The sequence below is a fragment of the uncultured Campylobacter sp. genome (assembly GCF_937921625.1).
Lineage (GTDB): Bacteria > Campylobacterota > Campylobacteria > Campylobacterales > Campylobacteraceae > Campylobacter_B.
Genome location: NZ_CAKZTI010000055.1, coordinates 1 through 26701 on the forward strand (window position 1 = coordinate 1; position 26701 = coordinate 26701).

27 protein-coding genes are annotated in these 26701 nt (G+C 49.0%); 20 read left to right on the forward strand and 7 right to left on the reverse strand.

Going from position 1 to position 26701, the window contains the following annotated elements; all coding sequences use genetic code 11:
* Window positions 1-14 precede the first annotated feature (14 nt).
* From rpsB to Q0101_RS09030, 11 genes are all read left to right on the forward strand, one after another.
* Complete coding sequence (gene rpsB / locus Q0101_RS08980; protein ID WP_297944605.1) at window positions 15-812, forward strand: 30S ribosomal protein S2; 798 nt, start codon at window positions 15-17, stop codon at window positions 810-812.
* On the forward strand, window positions 812-1876 hold the full coding sequence (gene tsf / locus Q0101_RS08985) for a translation elongation factor Ts (protein WP_297944609.1): 1065 nt from the start codon (window positions 812-814) through the stop codon (window positions 1874-1876). Before rpsB ends, tsf begins: the two co-directional genes overlap by 1 nt.
* 2 nt (window positions 1877-1878) lie before the next feature.
* A complete protein-coding gene (locus Q0101_RS08990) occupies window positions 1879-2520 on the forward strand; it encodes an ABC transporter ATP-binding protein (protein WP_297944612.1) in 642 nt (213 codons plus the stop codon).
* Window positions 2521-2577: 57 nt separating this feature from the next.
* The gene (locus Q0101_RS08995) at window positions 2578-4641 is read left to right on the forward strand and encodes a hypothetical protein (protein WP_297944615.1); all 2064 of its coding nucleotides are present in this window, start codon (window positions 2578-2580) and stop codon (window positions 4639-4641) included.
* Window positions 4641-5255, forward strand: a complete 615-nt coding sequence (gmk, locus tag Q0101_RS09000; protein WP_297944618.1) for a guanylate kinase — start codon at window positions 4641-4643, stop codon at window positions 5253-5255. Before Q0101_RS08995 ends, gmk begins: the two co-directional genes overlap by 1 nt.
* Window positions 5256-5266: 11 nt before the next feature.
* A complete protein-coding gene (locus Q0101_RS09005; protein WP_297944621.1) occupies window positions 5267-5476 on the forward strand; it encodes a twin-arginine translocase TatA/TatE family subunit in 210 nt (69 codons plus the stop codon).
* A 5-nt stretch (window positions 5477-5481) separates the two neighbouring features.
* Window positions 5482-7278, forward strand: coding sequence for an arginine--tRNA ligase (gene argS, locus Q0101_RS09010; RefSeq protein WP_297944624.1), 1797 nt, complete (start codon window positions 5482-5484; stop codon window positions 7276-7278).
* Window positions 7279-7418: 140 nt separating this feature from the next.
* Window positions 7419-8222: a tetratricopeptide repeat protein gene (locus tag Q0101_RS09015; protein ID WP_297944627.1), complete on the forward strand. Its 804-nt coding sequence runs from the start codon at window positions 7419-7421 to the stop codon at window positions 8220-8222.
* 196 nt (window positions 8223-8418) lie between these two features.
* Window positions 8419-9201 carry a tetratricopeptide repeat protein gene (locus Q0101_RS09020; protein WP_297944630.1) on the forward strand — a complete coding sequence of 261 codons (783 nt, stop codon included), beginning with the start codon at window positions 8419-8421 and terminating at the stop codon, window positions 9199-9201.
* Window positions 9202-9685: 484 nt separating this feature from the next.
* Complete coding sequence (locus tag Q0101_RS09025) at window positions 9686-10114, forward strand: hypothetical protein (RefSeq protein WP_297944633.1); 429 nt, start codon at window positions 9686-9688, stop codon at window positions 10112-10114.
* Window positions 10087-11211, forward strand: coding sequence for a DUF3137 domain-containing protein (locus Q0101_RS09030; RefSeq protein WP_297944634.1), 1125 nt, complete (start codon window positions 10087-10089; stop codon window positions 11209-11211). Before Q0101_RS09025 ends, Q0101_RS09030 begins: the two co-directional genes overlap by 28 nt.
* Window positions 11212-11318: 107 nt before the next feature.
* Here the strand turns inward: Q0101_RS09030 and Q0101_RS09035 are convergent, their stop codons facing one another.
* From Q0101_RS09035 to Q0101_RS09050, 4 genes are all read right to left on the reverse strand, one after another.
* Complete coding sequence (locus Q0101_RS09035; RefSeq protein ID WP_297944637.1) at window positions 11319-11588, reverse strand: hypothetical protein; 270 nt, start codon at window positions 11586-11588, stop codon at window positions 11319-11321.
* Window positions 11589-11801: 213 nt separating this feature from the next.
* On the reverse strand, window positions 11802-12731 hold the full coding sequence (locus Q0101_RS09040) for a DUF4299 family protein (protein ID WP_297944640.1): 930 nt from the start codon (window positions 12729-12731) through the stop codon (window positions 11802-11804).
* 143 nt (window positions 12732-12874) lie between these two features.
* Window positions 12875-13684, reverse strand: a complete 810-nt coding sequence (locus Q0101_RS09045) for an SMI1/KNR4 family protein (RefSeq protein WP_297944643.1) — start codon at window positions 13682-13684, stop codon at window positions 12875-12877.
* A 329-nt stretch (window positions 13685-14013) separates the two neighbouring features.
* Complete coding sequence (locus Q0101_RS09050) at window positions 14014-14736, reverse strand: DUF1963 domain-containing protein (RefSeq protein WP_297944646.1); 723 nt, start codon at window positions 14734-14736, stop codon at window positions 14014-14016.
* A 175-nt stretch (window positions 14737-14911) separates the two neighbouring features.
* On the opposite strand from Q0101_RS09050, the gene Q0101_RS09055 reads away from it, so the two are divergent.
* Together Q0101_RS09055 and Q0101_RS09060 are read left to right on the forward strand one after the other, a co-directional pair.
* The gene (locus Q0101_RS09055; protein ID WP_297944649.1) at window positions 14912-15550 is read left to right on the forward strand and encodes a hypothetical protein; all 639 of its coding nucleotides are present in this window, start codon (window positions 14912-14914) and stop codon (window positions 15548-15550) included.
* A gap of 558 nt (window positions 15551-16108) precedes the next feature.
* The gene (locus Q0101_RS09060; RefSeq protein ID WP_297944652.1) at window positions 16109-16291 is read left to right on the forward strand and encodes a hypothetical protein; all 183 of its coding nucleotides are present in this window, start codon (window positions 16109-16111) and stop codon (window positions 16289-16291) included.
* A 5-nt stretch (window positions 16292-16296) separates the two neighbouring features.
* Here Q0101_RS09060 and proC read toward each other — a convergent pair whose 3' ends face one another.
* On the reverse strand, window positions 16297-17274 hold the full coding sequence (proC, locus tag Q0101_RS09065; RefSeq protein ID WP_297944655.1) for a pyrroline-5-carboxylate reductase: 978 nt from the start codon (window positions 17272-17274) through the stop codon (window positions 16297-16299).
* Between the two features lie 137 nt (window positions 17275-17411).
* On the opposite strand from proC, the gene ilvC reads away from it, so the two are divergent.
* The 7 genes from ilvC to Q0101_RS09100 all read left to right on the forward strand — a co-directional run bounded on the left by ilvC (window position 17412) and on the right by Q0101_RS09100 (window position 23934).
* Complete coding sequence (gene ilvC, locus Q0101_RS09070) at window positions 17412-18434, forward strand: ketol-acid reductoisomerase (RefSeq protein WP_297944657.1); 1023 nt, start codon at window positions 17412-17414, stop codon at window positions 18432-18434.
* 13 nt (window positions 18435-18447) lie between these two features.
* On the forward strand, window positions 18448-19638 hold the full coding sequence (locus Q0101_RS09075; protein WP_297944660.1) for a divergent polysaccharide deacetylase family protein: 1191 nt from the start codon (window positions 18448-18450) through the stop codon (window positions 19636-19638).
* Window positions 19622-20410, forward strand: a complete 789-nt coding sequence (locus Q0101_RS09080) for a DNA-processing protein DprA (protein WP_297944663.1) — start codon at window positions 19622-19624, stop codon at window positions 20408-20410. Before Q0101_RS09075 ends, Q0101_RS09080 begins: the two co-directional genes overlap by 17 nt.
* A gap of 497 nt (window positions 20411-20907) precedes the next feature.
* Window positions 20908-21132, forward strand: coding sequence for a hypothetical protein (locus Q0101_RS09085; protein ID WP_297944666.1), 225 nt, complete (start codon window positions 20908-20910; stop codon window positions 21130-21132).
* Between the two features lie 112 nt (window positions 21133-21244).
* The gene (gene ruvX, locus Q0101_RS09090) at window positions 21245-21640 is read left to right on the forward strand and encodes a Holliday junction resolvase RuvX (RefSeq protein WP_297944862.1); all 396 of its coding nucleotides are present in this window, start codon (window positions 21245-21247) and stop codon (window positions 21638-21640) included.
* 445 nt (window positions 21641-22085) lie between these two features.
* Window positions 22086-22463: an EthD domain-containing protein gene (locus Q0101_RS09095; protein ID WP_297944669.1), complete on the forward strand. Its 378-nt coding sequence runs from the start codon at window positions 22086-22088 to the stop codon at window positions 22461-22463.
* A 784-nt stretch (window positions 22464-23247) separates the two neighbouring features.
* On the forward strand, window positions 23248-23934 hold the full coding sequence (locus Q0101_RS09100) for a tetratricopeptide repeat protein (protein ID WP_297944672.1): 687 nt from the start codon (window positions 23248-23250) through the stop codon (window positions 23932-23934).
* A gap of 638 nt (window positions 23935-24572) precedes the next feature.
* Here Q0101_RS09100 and Q0101_RS09105 read toward each other — a convergent pair.
* Both Q0101_RS09105 and Q0101_RS09110 read right to left on the reverse strand, forming a co-directional pair.
* Window positions 24573-25961: an FAD-linked oxidase C-terminal domain-containing protein gene (locus Q0101_RS09105; RefSeq protein ID WP_297944677.1), complete on the reverse strand. Its 1389-nt coding sequence runs from the start codon at window positions 25959-25961 to the stop codon at window positions 24573-24575.
* Window positions 25948-26676, reverse strand: a complete 729-nt coding sequence (locus tag Q0101_RS09110; protein WP_297944680.1) for a plasminogen-binding N-terminal domain-containing protein — start codon at window positions 26674-26676, stop codon at window positions 25948-25950. Before Q0101_RS09110 ends, Q0101_RS09105 begins: the two co-directional genes overlap by 14 nt.
* Between the last annotated feature and the right edge of the window lie 25 nt (window positions 26677-26701).

Consider the following 26701-nt stretch of genomic DNA (forward strand, 5'->3'; position numbering starts at 1 on the left):
CAAGGAGAAAACTCATGGTAACAATGAGAGATTTGCTAGAGTGCGGCGTTCATTTTGGACACCAAACACGCAGATGGAATCCGAAGATGAAAAAATTCATTTTCGGCGAGAGAAAAGGTATCTACATCATAGATCTACAAAAAACTATCCGCTACTTTCGCTACACTTATAATATCGTGCGCGACGCGGCTGCCGAGGGCAAGACGATACTTTTCGTAGGCACCAAAAAACAAGCCGGCGCGACGCTAAAAGAGTACGCCGAGAAGTGCGGCATGCCTTATGTGAGCCACAGATGGCTAGGCGGCATGCTGACGAATTTTTCCACTATCAAGCAATCGATCCGCAAGCTCGAAGTAATCGAGACCATGGAAGAGGATGGCTCGATAAATTTACTAACCAAAAAAGAGGCGCTAATGCTTCGCCGCAAAAAAGAGAAGCTTGAGCTTTATCTAGGCGGCATTCGCAATATGAAGGGCTTGCCTGATATGATCTTCGTCATCGACGTTGTAAAAGAAAAGATCGCCGTAGCGGAAGCTAACCGCCTAAAAATGCCGGTTATCGCGCCTTTGGATACAAACTGCGATCCGGACGTAGTCGATTTCCCGATACCTGGCAACGACGATGCGATCCGCTCGGTTCAGCTTTTCTGCCAAGAGATGGCTGAGGCGATCAACGAAGGCAAGGCACTTCGCGATCAAGACGCAAGCGAGGATGTCGAGCAGAGCAAAGCCGTCAGCGACGAGGAGAAAGAGGAAGTCGTAGCTGAGGCGATGAGCGAAGAGGATTTTGACGTAAGCGAGGACGAAGAGTAATGGAAATCAGCGCGCAAATGGTAAAAGAGCTCCGCGAAAGCACCGGAGCGGGGATGATGGATTGCAAAAAGGCTTTGGTTGAAACAGACGGCGATATGGACAAGGCCGTCGATCTGCTTCGCGAAAAGGGCCTCGGAAAGGCTGCTAAAAAAGCCGACCGCCTAGCTAGCGAGGGTCTAGTGAGCGTCGAAGTGGGCGCGGATCATAAGATCGCCACGATAAGCGAGATAAATTCCGAAACCGACTTCGTGGCTAAAAATCAAAATTTTATAAATTTAGTTAAAAATACTACTCTACATATCCAAAGCAATGGCATTAGCAGCATTGATGAGCTAAATTCCAGCGTCATCGACGGCGTTAAATTCGATGAGCATCTAAAAAGCCAGATCGCTACGATCGGCGAAAATTTAGTCGTTAGAAGATTTGAGACGATTAAGGCAGGCGCAAACGGCGTGGTAAACGGCTACCTGCACTCAAATGGTCGCGTAGGCGTCATCATCGCCGCAGCTTGCGACAGTGAGCGGACTGCAGAGGGTGCGAAGGAGCTTATAAAAAATCTCTGCATGCATGCAGCCGCGATGAAACCTCAGGTTATCAGCTATAAAGAGCTTGATCCCGATTTTATCGAAAAAGAATTCTTAGCTCTTAAAGGCGAGTTTGAGAAGGAAAATGAGGAGTTTGTGCGCTTAGGTAAGCCCCTTCATAAGATCCCGCAGTTTGGCTCGCGCGCGCATCTAACGGACGAAATTTTAGCCAAAGAGATAGAAGTTTTAAAAGATGAGCTTCGCAAGCAAAATAAACCTGAAAAAATTTGGGATAAAATTTTACCGGGCCAGATCGATCGCTTCATCGCCGACAATACTCAGATCGATCAGCGCCTCACTCTGCTAGGGCAATTTTACGTCATGGACGATAAAAAAACCGTCGAGCAGGTGATCGAGGAAGAAGCTAAAAAACTAGGCGGCAAGATCGAGATCGTAAAATACGTCCGCTTCGAAGTGGGCGAAGGTCTAGAGAAAAAGAGCGAAGACTTCGCAGCTGAAGTAGCGGCTCAAATCGGATAAATATGGAACTTCTAAAGGGCGTAAATCTTACTCACGCGTATGATTATACGCTCTTTGAAAATGTAAGCTTAAGCGTTGGGGAGGGCGAGAGTATTGCTATTTTAGGCGTTAGCGGCTGCGGCAAATCGACTCTGCTTCATATTCTATGCACGCTTTTAAAGCCGAACTCGGGCGAAGTGATCTACGGCGGGCGCAGTATTTACGAGCTAAGCTCCGATGAGAGGCTTAAAATTCGCCGCAACGACTTCGGCATAATATTTCAATCTCACTACCTTTTTAAGGGCTTTTCCTCTGGCGAAAATATTGAACTTGCCGCCAAACTTACGAATAACGCGATAGATCAGAAAATTTTAAAAAAGCTTAAGATAGAAAACACGCTTGCTCAAGGTGTGGGCGAGCTTAGCGGCGGACAGCAGCAGCGCGTGAGCATCGCTCGCATACTTTGCAAAAAGCCGCGCATAATCTTCGCCGACGAGCCTACAGGAAATTTAGACAAAGATACCGCAAACGAGGTCATGAGCGTGATTTTTGATTACGTAAAATCCAGCCGTGGCGCGCTCGTGCTCGTGACCCACGATGAGAATTTAGCGCAAAAATGCTGCAAAGTTTATCGCCTAAATAACCGAAATTTAGCGCAAATATAAGCAATTAATAACCAAAAATATCTTACAATAGTCCAAATTCTTTCTAAAAGGTCATAAATGAAAATTCTACTTGACAATCACAATGAGCAGGTTGCAAGTGTCGTAAATATTTGCTGCGAGCGCATCGGTGCGGACCTAGTAGCATATAGTGCAGACGAGAGTGAATATGATTTGACGATAAAAAATTATGAAGATGGCGATGATATTTCAAAATTTGATCTTAATAAAACGCTGTTTCTGACGCCTAAGAATGTCTCGGCCTCAGGAGCGCGATACACCCTTACCAAGCCTTTTTCGCCGCTTGAGCTCATCACGTTTATCAGCGAGTTTTCGGTTCAAAACATGAGCGTGCAGGCGAAAGAAAAAATGGCGAAAGAATTTGCTGATGCAAGCTCTGTGATGAAAGAGATCGATGCGATTGATCAGGCAAATTCCGCTTCGGGTAGTAATTTTGAAGAGCTTGTGGATAGCTTTTATGACTCCGGCAAAGATATACCGCTTTCGCAGCTGGCAAACGATATAGCGCCCGAGATTGCAGATGATGTGCCGCTTTCGCAGTTGGTAGGTGATATGCCGCGCACGGACGAGATCGCAGATGATATTCCGCTCTCGCAGCTTGCAGATGAAGCGGCTCTTGCGGACACCATCGCCGATGACACGCCGCTTAACGCCGTCGCAGAAAAGATTGCGGATAATATCGCAGACGATATGCCTCTAAACTTAGCTGCTAGCGATATCCCTGAGGATGTGCCGCTAAATAGTATCGGCACAAGCGAACCCGCCGAAAGTAATCACGCGCCTCAAGATGAAATTTCGCTCGCAAAGGATGACGCTCCGATAGCTTTAGCAGCGCTAGATGATGAAAATCCTAAGAATTTCAAAACAGATAAATCGCAGACAGAAGATGAAATTCCTGCCACACGGGCAAGCGAAACTCTACCGCTTGCGCAGCAAGACGAGCCGCAAAGAGCTGGCAGCTCTAATGAAGCTGCTGTTGAAAAAAGGGTAGACGCTGCGCCTAATCTAGAGGAAGCGAAAGACTCTGCGGACGTTACGCTTGAACAGCATGAGTCAGACGGCTCATTTGCCTATAAAACAGATGAAAAAAATTCTGCCTCGCAAGTAGTGCAAGATGCAGCCGGCGCGCCTGTTAACAGCGGATTTGATATGGATTTTTCCAGGCTTTTCGATAGTGCCGGCATGCCCGTGGAGGAGTTTGGAGGATATGATAATTTTGCCGCGGCTGCGTTTGCTTCTGATGAAAAAGAGGATAAAAGATCTGCGCATGATAAAAATAAAGCGGCTACGGATTTTCAAAAAACGCAAATTTCGTCTCAATACGAGGTCGCTTCAGATACGCCGATTGCGTTAGCGGGTGCGGGCGATATACCTCGTGAAAATCTTTATAACGCCGTTCCGTTTCAAAGCATGGAATTTACTGGCGGACTTGCACAGAATACGCCTAATGAAGCATGGAATTCAATTGGCGCAAATTTTGTGGCTTCTACGAATTTCGCAGCTTCTGCAAATTCTAGCAATACCGGGATTATAAATTCTACTCCTGCGCCAAATTTTTCGGAGCTAAACTTGCCGCACATATTAGATGCCTCAGATTTACCGAAGCAAAGAGAACAAGCTGATAGCGTTGCTAGCGGGTTTGCGGACGGATTTTTGCGCGCTATGGAGGGCGATTTTGCAAACTCTGCGGATAGCGAGCAATTTAAGTCCGGTAAACCCGCAAAGAGCGCCGCGCAGCAGATAAAATTTAATGCTTCAAAGCCTTCGGAGCGCACAGAATTTAAAGCGTATAAATTCGGCGCGTCCGAGCAGGCAAATGAGATAAAATTTGGCGCGCAGTCTACGCCGAATGAGCTTGCTGCTTCGGCTGCGGCGGAGTTTGCCAGCCTTATGGCAAGCGAGTTAGAGCCTAGCGCCAAAAGCGAGCCGCTGCGTAACGAGCACGGTAAAAAACCAAGCGCCGAGGAGCTGAAAACCAAGTTGCGCGATGATCTAGAAGCGGGCATCGCAAACACGATCGAGAAATTTGCAGGCAGCAAGGACGCTAAAGACGCGCTGAAGGACTTTAAGATCAATATAGACATATCGTTTGGAGATAGATAGTGAAAGGCAAAATTTTGCTCGTCTCCGGTCCTAGCGGTAGCGGCAAAAGCACCCTTATCAAGCGCCTTATCGCGGAATTCGGCGGGCAGATATACTTTTCGATCTCCTCTACGACGCGCGAAATGCGTGCGGGCGAAGCGGACGGCGTAAATTATCATTTCATAAGCGAGGGCGAGTTTCGCGCAGGCATCGAGCGCGGAGAGTTTTTAGAGTGGGCGTTGGTCCACGGCAAATACTACGGTACTTCGCTAAAGGCCGCTACGAGCGAGCTTGAGCGGGGTAAGATCGTGATTTTTGACATCGATGTGCAAGGATATGAGATCGTGCGCAGCAAAGTGCCTAAAAGCGAGCTTACTAGTGTATTTATTACTACGCCGAGCTTGTCGGAGCTTAGGGATAGGTTGCGCGCTCGCGGCGATAATGATCCTGCCGATATTGCTTTACGCCTTCAAAACGCGCAAGAGGAGATGGAGCGCCTAGGTGAGTATGATTATTTTATAATAAACGACCGCCTGGAAGCGGCGTATGAGAATTTAAGATCAATCTACAAAACTATCAAACTAGAAACGGCGAGCCGCGACATAGGCAAGCTAATCGAAATTTGGAAAATTTAAAGGAGAAAAAAATGGGCGTAAGCGTTCAACAACTGCTAATTATCTTAGCGATTATCGTGTTACTTTTCGGAGCTAAAAAAATCCCCGAGCTTGCAAAGGGCGTAGGTAAGGGCATTAAGACCTTCAAAAAAGAGATGGAGGACGATACGCCTGAGAAGGTCGAGAAAAAGGCAGAGGAAGAGATCAAAGACGCCGAAATCAGCGATACTAAAAAGGCGTAAAGGATTTGAAAAATTTAGTCTTAAATGAAATTTTTAAAATTTTATCTCGCAAAGTCGTTTTAGAAAGACCCAAAGATAAAAGTTTGGCTCATTACGCCTCGCCCGAGGCTTTTGCGCTGGCTAAGGAGCTGCGAAAGGCGCCTAAGCTCATCGCCGAGGAGCTTGCGGCTAAATTTAAAGATAGCGAAATTCTAAGCGCCACGGCGGTAAACGGCTATCTAAATTTTCATCTAAAGCCCGCCGTGTTGGGCGCTCTTGCTGAAAATGCTCTTAGCTTGGGCGGCGATTTTGCGAAAAACGACGCCGAGCTTGGACGTGGAATTTTACCAGTTTCGGAAAAGCTTTGCGCGAGCGAGCCTGCTAGCAAAGGTTACGCTGCAAATCTAGCTGCGAGAGGCAACGACACCGCTAAATCGCGGAATTCCGCCACTAGGCAAAATTTTATTTCGCAGAATTCCGAAGAGGCGTCAAATTCCCTCGCAGCATCAAATTGCGATGAGGCGCAGAATTTCACCGCTATGCCGCAAAAAATTCTGCTCGAATACATCAGCGCCAATCCGACCGGTCCGCTTCATATCGGGCACGTGCGCGGCGCCGTTTACGGCGATACGTTCGCGCGCATCGGAGGCTATCTGGGGCACCGCGTCGATACCGAGTATTACATCAACGACGCGGGCAATCAGATTGAGCTTTTGGGCACTTCGATCGCGCTTCGTGCGCGCGAGCTTGCGGGCGAGGACGTGAGCTATCCCGAGAAATACTATCGTGGCGAGTATATTGACGAGATCATCCCTCTTGCGCGCGCCCAATTCGGCGATGAAATTTTCCGCGACGAATCGCGCGTTTTGATCCTCGCGGAGTTTGCTAAAGACGAAGTGCTAAAAATCATACAAAAAGATCTCGCAGACGCCGGCATCCATATCCAAAACTGGGCTAGCGAAAAGAGCCTCTACGGCGAGCTTGAGCCTACGATTAAAAAGCTTGAGCGCAGCGGCAAGATGTATGAGGCGGAGGGCAAAATTTGGATCCGCTCATCGCAGCTCGGCGACGAAAAGGATCGCGTCGTCATCCGCGAGGATGCGCGCCCTACCTATCTCGCGGGCGATATCGTCTATCACAACAACAAATTTGAGCGCGGATATGAGCGCTGCATCAACATCTGGGGCGCCGATCACCACGGCTACATCGCGCGCCTAAAGGCCGCCGTGCATTTTCTGGGCTACGACGAAAGCAGGCTCGAGATCATCCTAATGCAGATGGTAAATTTGCTCAAAGACGGGCAGACCTACAAGATGAGCAAGCGCGCGGGCAACGCGATTTTGATGAGCGACGTGCTCGCTGCGATCGGCAGGGATGCTATGCGATTTATCTTCATCAGTAAAAAGGGCGAGACGCCGCTTGAGTTTGACGTGGACGAGCTTGCGCGCGAGGACAGCAGCAATCCGATCTTTTACATCAACTACGCCCATGCGCGGGTCAATCAAATTTTTACCAAAGCGGGCAAACGCGAGGCGGACGTCTTGGGCGCGGACTTCTGCACGCTGGATGAAGCGGGGCTCGGCCTAGCTTTTGCGGCGCTTGGTTTGAATGAAATTTTAAACGACGCATTTAATTCGCGCGGCTTACAGAAGCTGCCCGATTTCCTGAAGGCGCTCGCGGCGGACTTTCACAAATACTACAACGAAAACCGCGTCGTAGGTAGCGAGAACGAGGATGCGAAGCTCAAGCTGTTCGCGCTCGTGGCGCTTAGTATTCGCACGGCGTTTGCCCTGATGGGCCTAAGCACGAAAGAGAAGATGTAGGCTCATATCAGTTGATTTTATATTAATTTCACTCAAATCGTGTCTTGATACGAAATCTTTTCCGTTTGTGTTTTTCTGCAATAAGCATAAAGTTGCTGGCAAATTTTAATGGATATGAGTGGATAATTTAAGGATTAGATATGAGAAAGACAATTAGCATCGTAGCTCTTGTCATTGCCGTTTGCGTTTTAATTAAAATTCTTTTTCCTACGCCGATTTTATCGTTAAAATGCCATTTTGACGACAATAAAAGCTGCGTGGAGCTAGGGCGAGATAAACAATCAAGAGGTGATTATGAAAGCTCAAGGACAATATTCGCAAAAGCATGTGATTTAGGAGATATCGATAGTTGCTTTGAAGTAGGTATCTTGTATGATAACGGCGATAAAGTAGATGCTATAAAAGCAAGCGAATTTTATTTGAAATCATGCGAGAAAAGTAAAGCAGCAAGTTGCCACAAGCTAGGAAATTTATACCAAAAAGGTCTCCTAAAGAAGGATTATAAAAAAGCGGTAAAATTTTATGAAAAAGCATGTGATTTAGGCTATGGCAAAAGTTGCCACAACGGTGGAAGTGTATACATTATGGGCGGTTTTGGACTAGAAGTAGATCACGAAAAGGCGTTTGAGCTTTTTAAAAAAGGCTGTGAACATGGCTTACCCGATAGCTGCTATAACGTCGCATTTTCATATCAGCAAGGCGACGGGACGCAGATGAACTATGATAAAGCTATAGAATTTTACACGAAAGCCTGCGATTTAGGCTTTTCCTATGCTTGCGGTAATCTCGGAGTTTTGTACGTTGGCGGTAGTCAGAATGTAAAGCAAGATCTCCGCAAGGCGTTAGACTATTTTGTGAGGGCTTGTGACTTAGGGAATGAAAAAATTTGTGAAAAGCTTCAATGGATAAAAGACACGATTTCAATAGATCAACCGCAAAATTAAAATTTTACTTCATCATTGGCACAAAAGACGGTTGAGCAGGTTGATATACTTTAAATTTAATGCGCTAAACTTTACGAGTCGGCTTGAACTGTGGCGCTTGTTGGTGTGGTTTAAATTTTAACGTCTTGTTTGCAATAAACTGTAGGTTCGCTGGTGCGTTATTTAAAATTTGTGCATCGCTGCAAAAAGGATAGATATGAGAAAGATCATTGACATAACGGCGCTTTTGATCGCCGTTTGCATCTTGATTATGGTGCTTTTTTTGCCGTCGCCCGTTTTATCGTTTAAATGCTACCGCGGCGACGGCGTAAGCTGCGCGCAGCTGGGGCGCGACAAACTCTCCCGCGGAGATTACGAAGGCGCCAGGCTCGCTCTTGCTAAGGCTTGCGAGGCGGGCGAGAAAGATAGCTGCTTTGATTTGGGGGCCCTATACGACGGCGAGGGCAATGCGACGCAAGCGGGAGTATTTTATGACACAGCCTGCGATAAAAACGTCGCCGTAGCCTGCCACAAGCTAGGCAACCTATATCAGCGAGGGCGCCTGAGTAGGGACTTCGTTGCGGCAGCTCGGCACTATGTCAAGGCTTGCGATTTAGGCTATGCCAAGAGCTGCCACAATGCGGGCGTAGTCTATTTCACGGGCGGTTTTGGGCTCGCGGCGGATCCGGCAAAGGCGGTGAGCTTTTTCGAGCGAGGTTGTGACGGCGGGCTAGTGGATAGCTGCTATAATGCCGGCGTTGCATATGATAAGGGTCTCGGCGCGCCGCAGAATCGAGACAAGGCGGAGAAGCTTTACACCAAATCCTGCGAGCTGGGCTACGGCGATGCCTGCAATAATTTAGGCTATTTGTATGTGATCAAGGGGGATCTGCGCGGATTTTCCAAGGGGCTCGGATGCGTCAAAAAGGGCTGCGACGCGGGCAATAAAAAATCCTGCCAGCTCTACGAATTCATGAAAAACGAAATTTTAAAGAAGTAGGCGCTTGGTAGCCCGGCGCACATTTGCCGATTTGCACTGCCTGCCGTGCACGCCACCTGTTTTGTATTGCTCGCCGTGCACCGTTTGTAGTATGGCGTCTATTTTGCGCTATCCGCCTTTCACTACCTGTTTGTGCTGCTCGTCGCGCGGTATTGGTTTTTGCGATGGGCTTGCCTGCGATATTGCTGCGGCGGATTTGGAGCTTTTACGGCACGTGGAATTTCGCCGCGATTTTGCGACGTGCGAAATTCGGCAAGGTCCAGATAGCCCGCACATATGGCTTGCTAAATTTAGCGGCAGAGCTTTATTTGGAATTCTATTGCTATAAAATTTTTAAGGCTTAGTTCTAAATTTAGGGTTTGCAGAGTTTTAACTTTAAAATTTTATGGGCAGTGCTGCAAGCAAGGTATAAATTTAGATTTTAAAATTTTACGGCGCGGAATTTAGCGCGGAAGCAAAGCGCAAAGCTGTTTGAGGAGACAAGTTGGAATATGAGATCACGGGCGAGGTTCGAAATCTCCGTGTCCACGCTGCAAGAGGAAATAGCAAAATTTGGATATTTTTCGAGATAGACGGCGTGAAACTGCGCGGCGAGTTTAACGATATCCCCGTAGAGGAGGGCGAGCTTGCGCGCGCGTATTTCATCCGCGGAGGATATGCGGGCAGCTACGTGGTTACTCGAGTTCAGGTGGTACGCAAACCAAGCCTCTTGCGCCGCAAGCTGGGGATCGCGACCGCCGTGTGCACGCTTGGCTTCGGCACGGCGCTGTGGATTGTGGGCTTTGGGATTTTAAATGTCGGCGGGAGGGGCTCGCTAATTAATTTTGTCTGTATTGCCGCGGCAGGATTTGGGGTGTTAAAAGAGGGCGCGGGTAATCTGAGAGCGTGGCTGAATCAGCGCACGTCCGAGTAGATCGCCGCTGCGGCGTAAATTTCATAAATTTAATCCGCCGAATAAATTTACTCACGCCGCCGTATCTTTGCGGCGTAAATTTTGCTAAAATTCGCTCCGAGCGCGAAATCCGCCGCGTAAATTTAGAAAAAGGTAAAATTTTGAATATAAACGAAGCAATAGAGGCAACCGCGAAAAAACAAAGCGAATGCAAAAGACTATATATTAAAAGCATAATTCTTGGACTTTTCTTTACCTTCGGCGTGCTTTTGATAGGAGGTGAGATCGTTATGTATATATTCGACAGCAGCAGAGCTGGAGATTTATTTGCTGCCGCCTATTTGCCGTTTATCATTCTTGCTATTAATATATCCGCATCCTATACGCTGGATGCGGAAAAAGATTATACGAGTTTTTTTAAAAATACGTTCATTCGCATTGCAATAAAAGACGTAAATACAATCTTTAAATACGATCCCCAAGGAGGCATAAGCAAACAAGAATTTAGAAAAATCAATATTTATTCACGCGACAGATTTCGTGCCGAAGACCTAATTAGCGGAACGTATAACGGCGTCAAATTTAATCTTAGCGAAGCTATAAGCATACCCAGAGATGCCAAACTAAAACTAGGCGACTCGCCCGGACTTAACCTAATCTCTCTAATATTTTTTGCTTGGTCAACGATGAAAGATATGCAAGCCTTTAGCGGCTCGGTTTTGGTCTGCGAGTTTTACAAGAAATTTAGCGGGCAAACTATAGTCGCGAGCCGCACGCTAAACACCAGATTTTTAGGCGAAAAAGAGCAGATGGACGACCTGTTTTTTAGCAAAGAATTTAGGGTCTTTGCGGACGATAAGGTTGAGGCGAGGTATCTTTTAACGCCCGCATTTATGGAGCGCCTGCGAGAGCTAAAGGAAAAATTCGCGGGGAAAATGGGGCTGAGCGCGGCATTTATGGACGATAAATTTTATCTATTTTTAAACGGAGCGAAAAACAAATTTGAGACGACGCTCTTTTCGCCGCCGCCTAGCTTAGGGGACGCCGCTGAAATCAAAAAGGAAATTTCAGAGCTTTTATCTATCATAGACGAGCTAAATTTGAACTCGGATATTTAAGCGGGGCGGCGATTTTGGCTGATTAAACGCGTTGCAGCTACTCAATGGCTAAAATTTACTTGCGTTGCAGCTGGTCGCCGCTATTCTCCGCCGCCGACCGAGATACGCTACGGCTCGGATCGCTCATTTTCGCTACCGACCGGGGCGCGCTTAAGTAGCTCCTGTTCGCGAGCGAATAATCTACAAAATTTCTCCCAGTCGTGCAGATAGACGAGCCTGTGCTCTTTACCATTTTCGTCTATGTAGATGCCTTGCGTCGAGCCAAGACTCATCTTTTGCCAGTAGCCAAAAAACGGCAATGCCTCGATGTCCTCTTGCAGCACGCCTCGCATCATGCCGTTATCGTAAATTTTTAGATCGTAGTAGGTCCTTTTCATTTTAACCTTTCTAAATTTTACCGCGACGGAATTTTATCGTGATGGAATTCTTAAATGTGCATTGCGATAAAATTCCGTCTTTTAGAATTTTGTGCGCCGCGAGATTTACCGCAAATTCCGTGACTTCAAATTTTGCGGCGTCAATCCTCGATGGCTTAAATTTTGTAGGCCAATCCTCGATAAAATTCTGTAGAATTTCACCGCAAGTAAAATTTAGCTCGCTAGCGCCTTTAGCTGTTCAGCGCTTAGCCCGTCAACCAAAATATAGCTCGCATCGATGAAGCGGTAGTTTTGCTTCGGCAGGCGCGCGATAAACTCGCCATATTCCAGCTCGGCGATCGCGCGGTAGTTACCGGCGTCGTTTTCGTCGCCCTCGATGCCTATTAGCGCGATCTGCCAGCGCGCTACGTCGCTATTTTTAAGCATCTCCGCGTTTTGCCACTCCACAAACGGCTTGTAGGGCAGGATAGTGGGCAGGTCCTGCGTGAGCGCGCATGAGCCCATTATCGTGCCGTCATTCCCATTTCGGTAAAACCTCTGGTGTGCGCTGTAAGCGTCAAGATATTGCATCTCGGTCAGCCGCTTGCTAAACTCGGCGGCGGGGTTATACGAGGCTAAAATTTCATCCATTATCGCGCGGTTTATCGCAAAAGGCCTCTCTACTCCGTAGCAAAAATTTACCTCCGTATCGCCGCTTAAGTGCTGATCTATCGAATGTAGTCCCGCCGCTATATCGCGCTCGTAGTCGAATTCCTCTATCGTGTCGTGGGTATAAATTTCGCCGTCTTCACCAGCGATCTCGCTTCCTAGCTGCTTAGATAGCGCCTGCAGATACGAGATCGCCAAAACCCAATCAAAGATCGTCGCGGGCGTATTTACGCGCACGGCGTAGCTTTGCTGCTCCTCATCATATCTTAGCTCCATTCCGCGCCCGCTCTTGCCTCGCACGCCCAAAATCAAACACTCATACTCGCTCAAAGGCGATTTTAAAAACGCCCTCTCGTCAAAGTCCTCGGCGCTCTCGTCTATGCCAAACACCGATAGATCGGGCAGCAGATCCAATGCCTTGCTAACGCTCATGGCGTCCGAATACCCCATAAATAGCGGTCGCTTTTTGTTTTTGACGCGGAATTCCACGCTCATCGTTTTCTCCTTATTGAAACGGCAAAATTATAGCGAAATTTTACCCGCCGCGGCGAGCTAAATTTGCGCTCGCAAGCCCGCATTGCTGGTTGCACAAGCGTGCGCCGCAGCCGACACAAATCTACACTCCCAATCGCGAAAGCCTACGCGCCGATCGCGTCTTTTAGGCTCTGTGCGCACAAGCCTGCGCTCTTGAGCTCGCGCAAAATTTCACCCATCAGCTCCTCTTTGAAAACGTCCAGTATCATCGCGCGGCCGTCCAGCTCAGCATAGCGCAGGGCGGGCTCGCTGAAGTTTTTAAGCTCCTTAAAACGCCGCTCGCCCCGCCTGACAAATCCGAGCCGAACCTCGTTCGGACTAAGGCTCAGCACGCCGCCCTCGCGAGCGAAATTATACACGCTAAAGCCGTAAAGCTGCGGATCGGCGGCTCTTGCGTGCACGCCCAAAATTTCCTCCAGCCGCGCCTTCGTGCCATTTAGATCGAGCCCCGTTTGCAGCGCGATCTTGCCGCTCGTGTCGAGCCGCAAAAGCGCTAAAAACGAAGCGAAATCCTGCGTGATGATGCCTTGCTCATCGCATTCTACGTCGATATAGGCGACCGCAGGCTGTTCGCTCGCGCGGTAGTCCAGGCACAGATACCAATGCCCGACGCCGCTGAATAGCACCAGCCCGTCAAGCTCGAAGCTCACGCACTCGCGCTCCTCGCCCCAGCTAAAGCGCGTAAGCGACGGATGTGCCTCGCCGATGCCGCTGATGGCGTCCAGCGGGTAGCCCTCTAGCTCGTAGCGCAGGTAGCCGCCGTTTTGTACGCTTAGCATCATAACTAGCTCGCGCGGTAGGGCGTGCCCTAGCTCCTCTTCCGCGGCCCTCAGCGCCTCGGGCGTGAGCGGTTCTTGCAGATATGGCAGGTAGATCGGCCTGCGCCAGATGTTTGCAAGCTCGTTTGCATTCATTTTCGCTCCTTTAAATTTGCGGGTTAAAATTTTAAACTCAGGCTTAAATTTCAAGCTCGAAGCTGAAATCTCGGGCTATAAAATTTTAAAATTTTACGGCGCCGAATTTTTCATGGCCCGCTCGCCGTATTCGGTGTGTCTGCAACCATACGGCTCGTCTTTTGGCGGCTTAAATTTAATCTAGATCGGAGCGCGCCGCCGTTTAAATTTAATCTGCATCGAGCGGGCTCAAAGCCGCACGCTGATAAAATTTCATCGTAAATTTACTCGCTCCCGGCGTCCGTTTGAAGCGGCGGAATTTTACGAGCGAGCTAAAGCCTTTCGCGTGCCTAATCGAAATCATAATACAGGCTCCACGCGCCGTTTTGCGGGTTTTTAGCAAACATCAAGCTGCCGCCGTCTATGACGTTAAAGCCCGCCTTTTCATCGCTTGAGATCTGAAAAACGAACTGAAAACCATCGCCGAAGCTCACTCCTGACTGGCAAAAGGAGGGGTAGCCGCCGAGCTTCGTGCAGTTGTAATATTCCAGCCCAGCCGTGACGTCGGAATAATAAAGCCCGACCGACCTTTTAAGCTCCAAAATTTCGTGCACGACATCCGCATCCAGCCCGCCGCCGTCCCAAACGGGTGTATCGTCCGCGGCAAATTTGAGCTGCAAAGGGAAGGGCTTTATTTGCGAGCGCGGATTTGCAAGCTCCTTTATGACGAGCTCGCCCTCGTTTTTATACTCGCGGATCGCCCACAGACCGTCCATATCCTCGCGGGATTTGCCGATGAGATCCTGTGAGATAAAGACCGTAAGCAGCTTGACGCCGTCCAAGACCTGCGGCACGTAGGGCAGCGCGGGCAGGTAGAACTGCGCTAGAGGGAGCATCGGCGCGCCGTTTTGATCCGTCGGCAGCTCCTCGTCCGCCGCGCAAGCGAACACGCGGCCGATCCAGCACTCATCGATCGCGCCTCGCGGCCTAACTCCGCCCGTCTGAAAATAGGTGATCTTGCGCGCGATCTTGCGCTGTAGTTCCTTAATCTTTTCTTGCAGATCCGTTTGCATTTGCGTCCTTTTCGGTTGGAATTTTAGCGCTTTTGTGAAATTATAGCGTAAATTTTACCCGCCGCCGCGAGCTAAATTTGCAGCGCAAGGAGTTGCGAAAAGTAAGCTTAAAGCTTTCTGGGAGTAAAATTTAAACAGACCCACATAGGCGGTAAATTTAATCAAAGGAGCGAAAATGACGAAGGATCAGTGCTGCGTTTTAAAGCATTTGACGGCAGGCGAGACGGACGGTTTTGAAAAGATAGGCGAGCTTGATGACGGCGAGTTTTTGGATGCGCTTATCGGAAAAGGGCTTGTTTGGATGCTTGACTGGGCCGGCGAGGACGAGACGGGCGATGTGGGCAAATTTATCAGCTCTAGGCTTGATGCGCTGCAAAGCGGCGTGTCACTAGAGTGCGATAAAATTTACGCAAAGCTCGAAAAAGAAGCGAAAAAAGAGGGTTTCGAGCGCGGCGATGTGAGCCTATTTTTGATGAACGAGTTTCAAAAGGCGCTGAAGAAGAGCGATTCTAGGCTCTTTACTTTGGATCTTCATAGCGACGCCTACTATCTGCTCGTCGCGCACAAGGACGCCGAGAAAGATTTTAAAAAGCTAGGCAAGCGCGAGGAGCTATTTTGGGATATCGCGCCGTGGGGCAAGCGCCGCAAAAGGCAGATCCTTTACGTCATAAACTGCGAGTGCGGCGAGATGTCCGCGTGGCAGCTGGGCGCGGACGAGCCCTCTCCTAGAGACGAGGTTTGCGAGGTTTGCGGGCGGGTGCTTTTCGACGCAGACGGCAACGCGATGCAGCCTTTAGAGAAGGAATTTATCTGATCTTACTTGCTTATCGCGGTTTTGCGTGCGAAGTTTCAGCCGAATTAAAGCCAAATTTTATTGCGCAGATTGACAGGATTTGGCGCACAGGTTTGGTTTGTGGCTCGGCGGCGAAGCGCGGTTTAAATTTAAGGCTCGCTCCGCGATGAGATGCGGTTTTGATCTGAGGCTTGCTCGGCGGGCGGCGGAATGTGTTTTGATTTGCAGCTTGCTTTGGTAGTAAAATACGGTTCGGCGCGACTAGCTTTGTTTTGCTGTTTGCGCGAGCGGCGAAATTTTGCAGTTTGCGTTTGCATCCTAGCAAGACTGCGGCGCAAGATGCACTCTTTTAGCGCTTGTGTTCTTGGCTTGATTTTTTATCCAGCAAGTTCGCAGTCGCGGGCGCATCTACCTATGCTACGCTAAATTTTGATTTTAATGGTTTTGGACGCAGGTTCGCGCCGCTAAAAATCAAAATTTTGCCCTGCCGCGAGCGCTAAATTTACAATCTCTAAATTTAAAATTTTAAGCGTAAATTTTGATCTAAAATTTCCAAAGTCGCTAAATTTTAAAATTTAAATGCAATGCGGGCTTGGCGGCTTGTTCGCCATAGAGTTCGTAAATTCCTCCGCTGCAGGAGCGGCAATCTCGTTTGATTTAAAGATAAGGCAAAATTTTGCTAGAGAAGTGCCCGCACAGAATTCCGATATTAGCGCGATCACGAACGCGCTATGTTTGAAATCCGAAACCGACGAGGTGTGACGAGGCTAACTGTGAGCTTTGGCGATGCACGCCTCGATCGCCGCCATCACCGCTGCGCGAAACCCAGCCGCCTCCAGTGCCGCCAGCCCCTCTATTGTCGTACCCGCAGGCGAGCAGACGGCGTCTTTGAGCTCCGATGGGCGCCTGCCGCTTTGTAGCAGACGCGCCGTGCCTTCTACCGCCGTCGCTACCGCGTCGTAGCATAGCGCCCGTGGCAGTCCGCCCCGCACGCCCGCATCCGCCGCAGCCTCGATAAAGGCGCACACATAGGCAGGCAAGCTGCCCGCAATCCCAGTAAATGCGGCAAAGCCAGCCTCGTCTATCTCGTAAAATTTGCCGATTTTGGCGGCTAGCGCTCGTACGATCTCCCGACTAGCCTCATCAAAATACTCGCCGTAGCACAGCGCCGTAGCCGACGCGCCGATACCCGCAGCGACGTTTGGCATCGCGCGGGCCACGAAAACGTCCGCACCTACGATATTTTGGGCGCACTCCAGTTTGAAATTCGGCGCCAAAAGAAGCAGGATTTTGCCCGCGAGCTCGGGCGCGATCAGGCGCAAAATCCCCTCGTAGCTGGCGAGCTTGGTCGCGAGCACGATAATATCCGCTTCGTGCGCCAGTTGCGTCTCGCCTTGCAAAATCTGCACGCCGTAGCGCTTGCGTAAGACTTCGTTTTTGCTTCTGGCGTAGGCTAGGACTTCTAGTTTTGTCTCGGAGCGGGGCTGCACACAGGCGAAATCACGTTCGCGGCTCGCAAAATTCTGCTCTAAATTTGCGAAATTCCGCTCGCAAGCCGCAAAGCTTTGAGTATCTGGCATAAAATTCCGCCCGTCGTGCGCGGAATTTTTTCCGCCCGCCGTGCAATTTTCTTTATCCTCTGTAAAATTTTCTCCGCCCGCCGCGCAATCTTGCCCGCCAGCTTTGCAAAGTGCGTCGATCATCGCCTCGCCCATATTTCCGCCGCCGATAAATCCCACTTTCATTTTCGCTCCTTTTAAAGCTAAATTATGCCTAAATGATAGCTCAAAATTTCTTTATCCGCCCTTGCGGCGCGCGGTTTATCTACGTAAAAGCAAATTTTAGCTACAATCTCGCCTAAATTTTTAAAAAAGGATGCGTTATGGCAATAAATGTTTTTTACGACAAAGATTGCGATTTGGGTTTGATTAAGGCCAAAAAGGTCGCTATGATCGGCTTCGGCTCGCAAGGACACGCTCACGCCGAAAATTTGCGCGATAGCGGCGTAGAGGTTATCGTGGGTCTAAAAAAGGGTGGCGCGAGCTGGAGCAAGGCGGAGGCAAAGGGCTTTAAAGTAATGAGCGTCGGCGAGGCTACGAAGGCCGCAGATGTCGTAATGATCCTAACGCCCGATGAGTTTCAAAGCGACATTTTCAAAGCGGAGATCGAGCCGAGCTTAAGCGAGGGCAACGCGATCGCGTTCGCGCACGGCTTTAATATCCACTTCGGACAGATCGTCCCTCCAAAGGGCATCGACTGCATTATGATCGCTCCGAAAGCCCCTGGCCACACCGTTCGCAATGAGTTTGTAAGCGGCGGCGGCGTGCCGATGCTGATCGCCGTTTCGCAAAATGAAAGCGGCAGAGCCAAGGAGCTTGCTCTGAGTTACGCAAGCGCGATCGGTGGCGGCCGCACCGGCATCATCGAAACGACCTTCAAAGCGGAGACCGAGACCGATCTTTTCGGCGAGCAGGCTGTGCTTTGCGGAGGACTTTGCGCGCTCATCAACGCGGGCTTCGAGATCCTCGTAGAGGCTGGATATGAGCCTGAGATGGCGTATTTTGAGTGCCAGCACGAGATGAAGCTGATCGTGGATCTCATCTATCAAGGCGGCATGGCAGATATGCGCTATTCGATCTCAAACACCGCAGAATACGGCGATTACGTAAGCGGCAACCGCGTCGTAAACGAAAGCAGCAAAGCGGCGATGAAAGAGGTGCTAAAGGAGATCCAAAACGGCAAATTTGCAAAAGATTTCATACTCGAGCGTAAGGCGGGCTACGTGCGAATGAACGCCGAGCGCAATATCACGGCAAACAGCTTGCTTACCAAAACTGGCGATAAGCTTCGCGCGATGATGCCGTGGATCGCCAAGGGTAAGCTCGTAAATAAAGATAAAAACTGATTTCGGCTGAGCTTTGGCTAGTAGAAATCCACGCGGGCGCCACAAAAAGCGCTCGATCAACTACGCAACGATCGCCTTTGTCGTAATCTTATGCTTTTTAAGCGGTGCGGTTACCTACGCGGTTTTGGATCTCGTATTTTCGGGCAATAAAGCCGCGTTACAGCAAAGCTCGCGCAAACAAACTCCCGAGAGCGCTTCTGATTCTCGCGGTAAAAAGCCTCGTTTAAGCGCTGCACAGAAGGAAGCGCTGATTCAAAAGGAGCTTGATAAGATCGCCGAGCAAAACGTAACTACGCCGAAGCTTCCCGTAGAGCCTGCCTCGCAAAATTCCGCAGGACAAAATTCTACAAACGGCAATTCGCAAAATTCCGCAAATTCTATTACTTCCTCAAATTTCGCCGCCGCAAATTCGGCGAGCGACGGACCTGACATAAATTTTACCGCAGCAAATTCCGCGCCAGAAAATTCTATAAATTCTACTGCACAAAGCCACGCTTCGGGCAACGCGGACGATCTTTCCAAATCGCCGCGCAAGGCCCTGCCAGCAGGCTCTCGCGCAAAGCTAGCGATCATCATCGACGACGTAGGCACCGGCGAGCAGGCGCAAAAGCTCATTGCGCTACCCGTGCGCGTGACGCCGTCCATCTTCCCGCCCGAGTATCAGCGCAAGGACACGCGCTCGCTCGCTTGCGGCTTTGAGCATTACGCGATCCATCTGCCGATGGAGGCGAGCTCTGCCAAAAATAACTCCGCGACGCTGCGAGCTTCGGATAGTTACGAGAAGCTGCGCGGTGTCATAGCGAAGCTGCGCGCGGACTTTCCGAACGCTAAATTTATAAACAACCACACCGGTTCTAAATTTACCGCCGACGAGCGCGCGATGCAAAATCTGCTGCGCGCGATGAACGAGTATGGATTTTTATTTATCGACTCGCGCACGAGCCCCGCTACCAAGGCTAAGGCAGCGATGAAGGGGCTCGGTATGCGATACGTGCATCGCGATGTGTTTTTAGATAATCAAAACAGCGTCGCCGCGGTACGCAAAAAACTACGCGAAGCCGTGACGCTTGCCAAAAAGCAGGGTTACGCCATCGCTATCGGCCATCCCAAAAGCTCCACTCTTCGCGCGCTTGCAAACAGCGCCGACATCCTAGGCGAGGTCGATTTGGTCTATTTGGACGAAATTTATGAGTACTACGAGTGAGCTTGGTTTTAAAATTCTAAGCCTAGCAAGGCTCGGCGCAAGCGAGCCCGCGCGGCTGTATTTTAGGGGCGAGCCGGCGATGTTACAAAAGCGCCGCATTTCGATCGTGGGCTCGCGCAAGATGAGCGTTTATAGCAAAAATTTGATCCTGCGCCTCGCGCGCGCTTTGAGCGATGCGGACTTTTGCGTCGTAAGCGGCGCGGCGATCGGCTGCGACATAGCCGCGCACGAAGGGGCGTTTCCAAACACGATCGCGGTTTTTGGAAATGGCCTTGATCAAATTTATCCAGCGCAAAACGCCGCCATGATCGGCAAAATTTACGAGCGCAGCCTCGCGCTTAGCGAGTATGAGGACGGCGTGAGCGCGCGCGGATTTCAGTTTTTGCAGCGCAACCGTATCGTCGTGGCGCTGTCCGAGGCGCTGATCGTCGCTCAAGCAGAGCCCCGTAGCGGCTCGCTGCAAAGCGCGCGCCTCGCCCGTGAGATGGGCGTGCCCGTGTACGTGCTGCCGCACCGCATGGACGAGAGCGCGGGCACGAACGATCTGCTCGCAAAATCTCAGGCGCGGCTGATTGCGGATTTTGGCGAGTTTGTGGCTTCGTTAGCTCCGCAGACGCCGCAAAGCACCGAGCGCGCGCAGGATGAAGTGATGGAATTTTTAGCGCTAAATTCCGATCTGCAAGCGGCGATCGAGCGCTTCGGCGATAAAATTTATGAATACGAGCTTGAAGGCAAGATCGAAATTTTAGGCGCAAAGATCGTGGCAAAGTAGCTGGCGGCGGGCGCTTACTTGCCGCGGTTTAATCGGTGCCGCCCGCCGGTGCGGCTTGTTTGTACGGCGCCAGGCCTGCGCAGCCTGAGTTTAAATTTAGAAAAAGGCAGCTCGGTAAAATTTTACCTTCCGCAAGTAGCGCTTGAGTTTAAAACAAACCCGCGCGGCTTGTTTGTGTAGTGCCACTCGCTCCGATTGCGGTAATGATCGGTTTGTGAATGCTTCTCGCGATCTATAAATACTTTGCGGCGCAGAATTTAAGTGTTAAAATGTATGAAATTTTCTGAAATAGCGTTTAAATGTTTGTTTGCCTATCGTGCTAAATTTTTGCGGGTAAATTTGGCTGCAGATTTCAGCATAAGCGTGGTAGGCTGAATTTGCCGCAAGGAAAAATTTTGATCGTAGCAGCAAAATTTTACGAGTTATAAAGCGCAGGGGGGGGGCTTGTATCTGCTCCGTCGCGTGAGTGCGGGTTTGCTTTAAAATTTTGATTTTGCGTGGGGTGGGTTGGTTGCACGTCCGGCACCTGCACGGCAGGATTTATGCTCGTCGTGCTTTTGTGTGTCGCTTACGTGCGGTTCGCGTGGATGCAGTGCGGATACACCGAGCCGGGCACGGCGATCGAAATTTTGGAATTTGAAGCTCGCGGCACGCTAAATTTAATAGCTCGCAAGCGCCGCGAGCGAGTGAAATTTATGTCAATTTCGTATAAAATTTCATAAATCCGCAGCTAAATTCTGCGATAAAATTTAGCTATGAAATTCCGATCGCGGAATTTCGGCGATAGAATTTTAATGGCGGAATTCCGCAAAATTTGATGTTAGCAAAGGATAAATTTTGATAGTTGCGATTGATCTTGGGCTTAAGCGTATCGGCGTGGCGGTGGCACCGGATGATAAGACGCCGCTTCCGTGCGAGCCGATCCTGCGCAAAAATCGCACCCAAGCCGCGCGCGAGCTAAGCGAGCTGCTGCGCGAAAAAGGCGCCAGCGTGCTCGTGCTGGGCGTGCCGCGCGGCGGGGCGAGCGAGGAGGAGATGAGCAGGCGCATACGACACTTCGCCTCGCTGCTGGATTTTGACGGCGAGATAAAATTCCAAGACGAGAGCTTTTCGAGCGCCGAAGCGGCGGAGTTTGCTAGCAAAGGCGCTAAGGGCGGCGGCAAGGACGCGCGCTTTGATAGCATTGCCGCGACAATAATTTTGCAGAGGTTTTTGGCAAGCAGGGGCTAGGCGCATGCGTAGCAATGTAATTTGCACGCGGCGACGCAAGAGAGAATTGCCACTCGTCTGTTTTGCCGACCACTTAATGCTCGCAAAATTTTATCTTGCCCGCCTAAACGGACGGAATTTATGCGCGTCAAAAGTCGGTAAAATTTCATCGTCTGCTAAAGCTCGGCAGAATTTTACTTTGCCCACAAAGAGCCTGCGGAATTTATTTTGGCTGTAGCCGTAAATGACGCTTTATGTAGTTAAATCAAGTGAGATTGACAGCGATTTAAGTTGTAAACGGCGAGGTTTATGCATTTTTGGCGATTTGTGCTCGCGCGTACGGCTGCTATTTTAAATTTTTTCAAAGTCTATTTAGACGCAAAGAATGCTAAGCAAAATTGCAAAAACGCGGATGCATCATAGAATAGGGCGCAAATTTGCGATAAATTTCATTTAGGGAGCGGTTATGTTTAAGATCACGATGTTAGTAAAAAAGGCGCCGGGTATCACGCAGCAGGAGTTTTTGGTGCACTGGGCGGCGCATTCACAAAAGGTTTTAGCTAATCAAAAGGCGCTAAATATCGTCCGCTATGCAAAAACCATGCCCGTTTTCCTCGAGGGACAGAGCACCAGGCGCGAGACGGCGGCGTTTAGCTACGATGCGATGGGCGAGCTGTGGTATGAGAGCGTGCAGGCGTTTGCGGAGGCGCGAAACAGCGAGGTAGCGCGAGCGGTGCTAGCGGAGTTGATGGCGGACGAGGCGAAGTTTTGCGATATGAAAAACTCAGTGATGTGGTTCGGCGAGGAGGAGGTTGTGATAGAGTTCGGCTCCAAAAAAGCGTAAATTTAAAGACCGAGAGGATAAAATTTCATGGATCGTGTAAGCGGCGAAAAGTGGAAATTTATCGCTCATGACCGATACGCTTTTTTGGCATACAGCGCGCGGAATCGCGGCAAATATAGTGCTCATGGATGATGTGTGGGTGCGGCTTACATGATGAAATTTGCATGCGCGATACAGATACTGCGCGGCCTAAATTATTTTAAGACTCACATATCTAAGTGGGTGCGATCTAAGAATCCTGGGTATTGGAGCCAAAACGCCTAAAGACGCATTACGCCTGCAGTTTTGGCATAGGCAAGCCTATTTCTAAGATAAAATTTAAAGGCTGGCAGTGTAAAATTTTTTAAAATTTCTAAGCAGCAATGCGAAATTTTCAAAAGTTTTCTAGGGCGCGGCAAGATGCTTGTCGCGGGCTTGGTATGCAACAAAATATTTTACGCATTAGATTGTCGCCCTGATAAATTACCATTGTAGAGGCTGTAGGTGTTTCAGACCTCAGGATTAAATGCTTTATTATAAATACTATAGCCGTGGACGGTCATAAGACGTGCGAGTAAAAATTGAGGCAAGCCAGCCATAAAAATAATCTTGCAAGTAAAATTTTAATTTGTCTTTTTGAAATTCAGCTCAAAGCTCCGTTTAAAATTTTATTTAAAATTTTGCTTGGGATTTTGATAGAAATTTTGCAGGAATTTCGCCGCAAATTTCACAGCTATTATCAAAAATTAAAATTTTACCCCTCGCTTTTTGCTATAATTATTTTTAAAATTTAAAAGGAGCAAAAATGAAAATTTTAGCGTCGATTACCGCACTAATCGTAGCAGTCTACTTGCTCGCGCAGATATTTTTCCCGCAGGCGATCTCGTTTGTCGGATGCGGCATCGGTAGGGCTAATTCGTGCGAAGACTACGGAACGTATTTGCTTGAGGAGCGTGATTATGAAGCAGCAAAAAAGCCGTTTGAAAAAGCTTGTGAAGCAGGGCTAGAAAATAGCTGTGCTATCGCGGGGGATTTATATTACGACGAGCAAAATTTATATAAAACTACAAAAGATAAGGGCAAGTCCGCGCGGTTTTATTCCAAAGCGTGCGAGCTTGGAGCTGCCAAAGCTTGCTACAACGCCGCGATAATCTCTTATAAAAATGCTGATAAGAAAAATACGTTCGCATTTTTTGCCAAATCATGCGATTTGGGACTAGGCGAGGGCTGCTTAAACGCTGCGGTCGCTAGCTATGAAGAAAAAGACTATCAGGGCGCTCTTAAGTTTTTCCTAAAATCTTGCGATGCTGCTTTGGCGGAGGGATGCCAAAGGGTTGGACTAGCGTATTCAAAGAAGGAATTTGGCGAGCCGGATCTGGATAAGGCGATGATCTACTACGACAAGGCTTGCAAACTGGGAGCGGAGTTTAGCTGCAACGTAGTAGCCGCGATGAATAAAATAAATGCAAGCGAGGCTAATGCGACCAAATAGATGGCAGGGCTAGCTAGATAATACGGCGAGATCGAAATTAGTATAGAAATTTTGCGGAGCTTTATGGGATTTTATGGAATTCCGCGGAATTTTATTTCTAAATTTTATCGCTGAAATTCCGCATATTGCGATAATGGCGATAGATAGCGATTTTAAAATTTCAGTATTTTGGAAGTTTATAATTTAATCTATGCTATGGATTTTATTGACATAATTTTAATTTGTCATAGACTTATCCATCGCGATATAGGGGTTTCATCATAATCGTAGTGCTAAACATATATCGTTGAAAGAGAAAAAATTGCGCAAACTAGCGAGTAGCTATGTAATCACAGCTGATATGGCAAAAATATCCGAAAAAGATCGCACAAGGTAATCAATCTGCGAAGTAAGTAAAATCAATTATCAAGTGGATGGAATCTATCAATAAACAAGTAAAATTATTCATTGCAAAGCAAGCAAAATCGATCTGTCAATGGGTATCAAGCTTAAAACTAACTCGAAGTAGCCTGTAAATAAGCTAAATTGCAAGCAAGATAAATTTTAAGCAGGCATATTGTAAGAAAGTAAAATTTTAGATGGAGTAAGCTGGATAAATCGATTTCAAATCATCATAGCGGTTGGATGACGATCCTAATTTAAAGCCCCATTTTTCCGGGATTTAAGATACCTTTTGGATCGAACGCCCTTTTGATTGCGCGAAATAGCTCCATCTCTGCTGCGCTAAAAGCTAGTGGCATAAATTCTGCTTTGCTTAGCCCGATGCCGTGCTCGCCGCTGAGCGTACCGCCAAGATCAACTGCAGCTTTGAAAATTTCGGTGATTGCGTCATGTCCGCGTCGCACCTGAGCTTCATCTTTTTTGTCGGCGACCATGACGTTGGTGTGGACATTGCCATCGCCCGTGTGCCCGAAGCAGGGCACGCGCACGCCGTATTTATCGCCGATGCGCGCGATACGGCGCAGTAGCTCGGGCAGCTGCGAGCGCGGGACGGTGATGTCCTCATTTAGCTTAAGCGTGCCGTAGATATTGATCGCCTGCGAGCAGTTGCGTCTCGCAAACCAAATGCCCGCACGCGCCTCTTCGCTTTCTGCGACGCGAAAGTCGCTCGCGCCGTTTTGAACGAAAATTTCTTTTATGAGTGCGAGCTCCTCCAAAAGCGCTACTTCTAAATTGCCGTCGGTTTCGCAGATCAAAATCGCGCCCGCGCCCTTCGGCAAGCCTTTATGAAATTTCTCCTCGACCGCGGCTATGCACAGCGCGTCTAAAAATTCCATCGCCACGGGCGTGATACCGGCTGCCATTGTCTTATACACGGCATTCATTGCTGTATCTACGCTAGGAAAGACGCCCATCGCGGTCTTTTTAAGCTTTGGCATCGGGATTAGTTTGAGCGTAATTTCGGTGATGACGGCAAGCGCGCCTTCGCTTGCGATTAAAATTCCTGCCACGTTGAAGCCTGCGACGTCTTTGATAGTGCGTTTGCCTGCTCGGATCACCTCTCCATTAGGCAGTACCGCACGCAGTGCCATTACATAGTCTTTGGTGATGCCGTATTTTGCGGCGCGCATACCGCCGGAGTTTTCGGCGACATTGCCTCCTAGCGTGGAATAATCCTGGCTTGCGGGATCGGGCGGATAAAAAAGCCCGCGCGCTGCGGCTGCTTTTTGCAGATCGATATTTATGCAGCCCGGTTGGACTACGGCGAGTAGATTTTGCATGTCGATTTCTAGAATTTTATTCATATGTTTTTCAAATGCCAAAATCACTCCGCCGTTTGCGGCTAAAGATCCACCCGTAAAACCGCTACCTGCGCCTCTTGGAACTACAGGGATTAAATTTTCGTTGCAGAATTTTAAAATTTGACTGACATCGTTCTCACTTCGCGGGAAAAGCACGCCGTCCGGCAGACAGCGCCTTTTCGTCGCGTCGTAGCAGTATGCCGTGCGATGAGCCTCGTCAAAATAGGCATTATCCGCGCCTAATAGATTTGTAAAAAACGCTCGCGCAGCGCTATTCGTCGCCATCTAAGCCCAGCAAATAGCGGTAGTGTTTGTCGTAATCGCTGATCGGGCCATTAGTAAAATCCCAAATGACGGTCTTTATCTCGCCTACGCGCGAGTAAAATGGCAGCTGATAATAAGCCACGCCGCCGCTAGCGAACGTGCGCAAAGGCTTGAAGCTGCCGCAGTCGGCAAATACGCCTTGTTTATCCATCGCGATAAAAATCAGTCCGGCGCTGTTTTGCGCGCAAATTTTACGAAAATCGTCACGGCTCGGGTTTGGCTTGTGGTTGTAGCTAAGATAGGCGCCGCCAAGATCTGGGTGGATAAAATTTATATTCGGAAAAGCCTTGATAACCTGCTCGTAAATTTCAGCGTTAGGCGCGACGATTATGGCACGGTCATAGAGGAAATTTAAGATCACTTTATCGCCGCTTGAGGGTAAAATTTTAGGCAGTGGCAGTGCCTCTTGAGCTAACATATCAAAAACCTCAAATCGCACCTTTGCTTTGCCTGCGCTTTTTTGCGTCACGACTGCGCGCGCGATGATGGAGCTTGCGCCACTGCCGAAATTATGCATCACCACTCCGCTGCTACCTACGGCAATCGTAGGGCTATCTGTAATCTCGCCCGAACCATCCGTTACGCTAAGTAGGGCGGTTTCGTATCGCGGCATGTTAAATTCCGCCCCTATCGCCGCACTTAAAAATAGACCTAAAATAAGTAAAGCTTTTTTCAAAATTCTGCTCCTGAATAAAATTTCG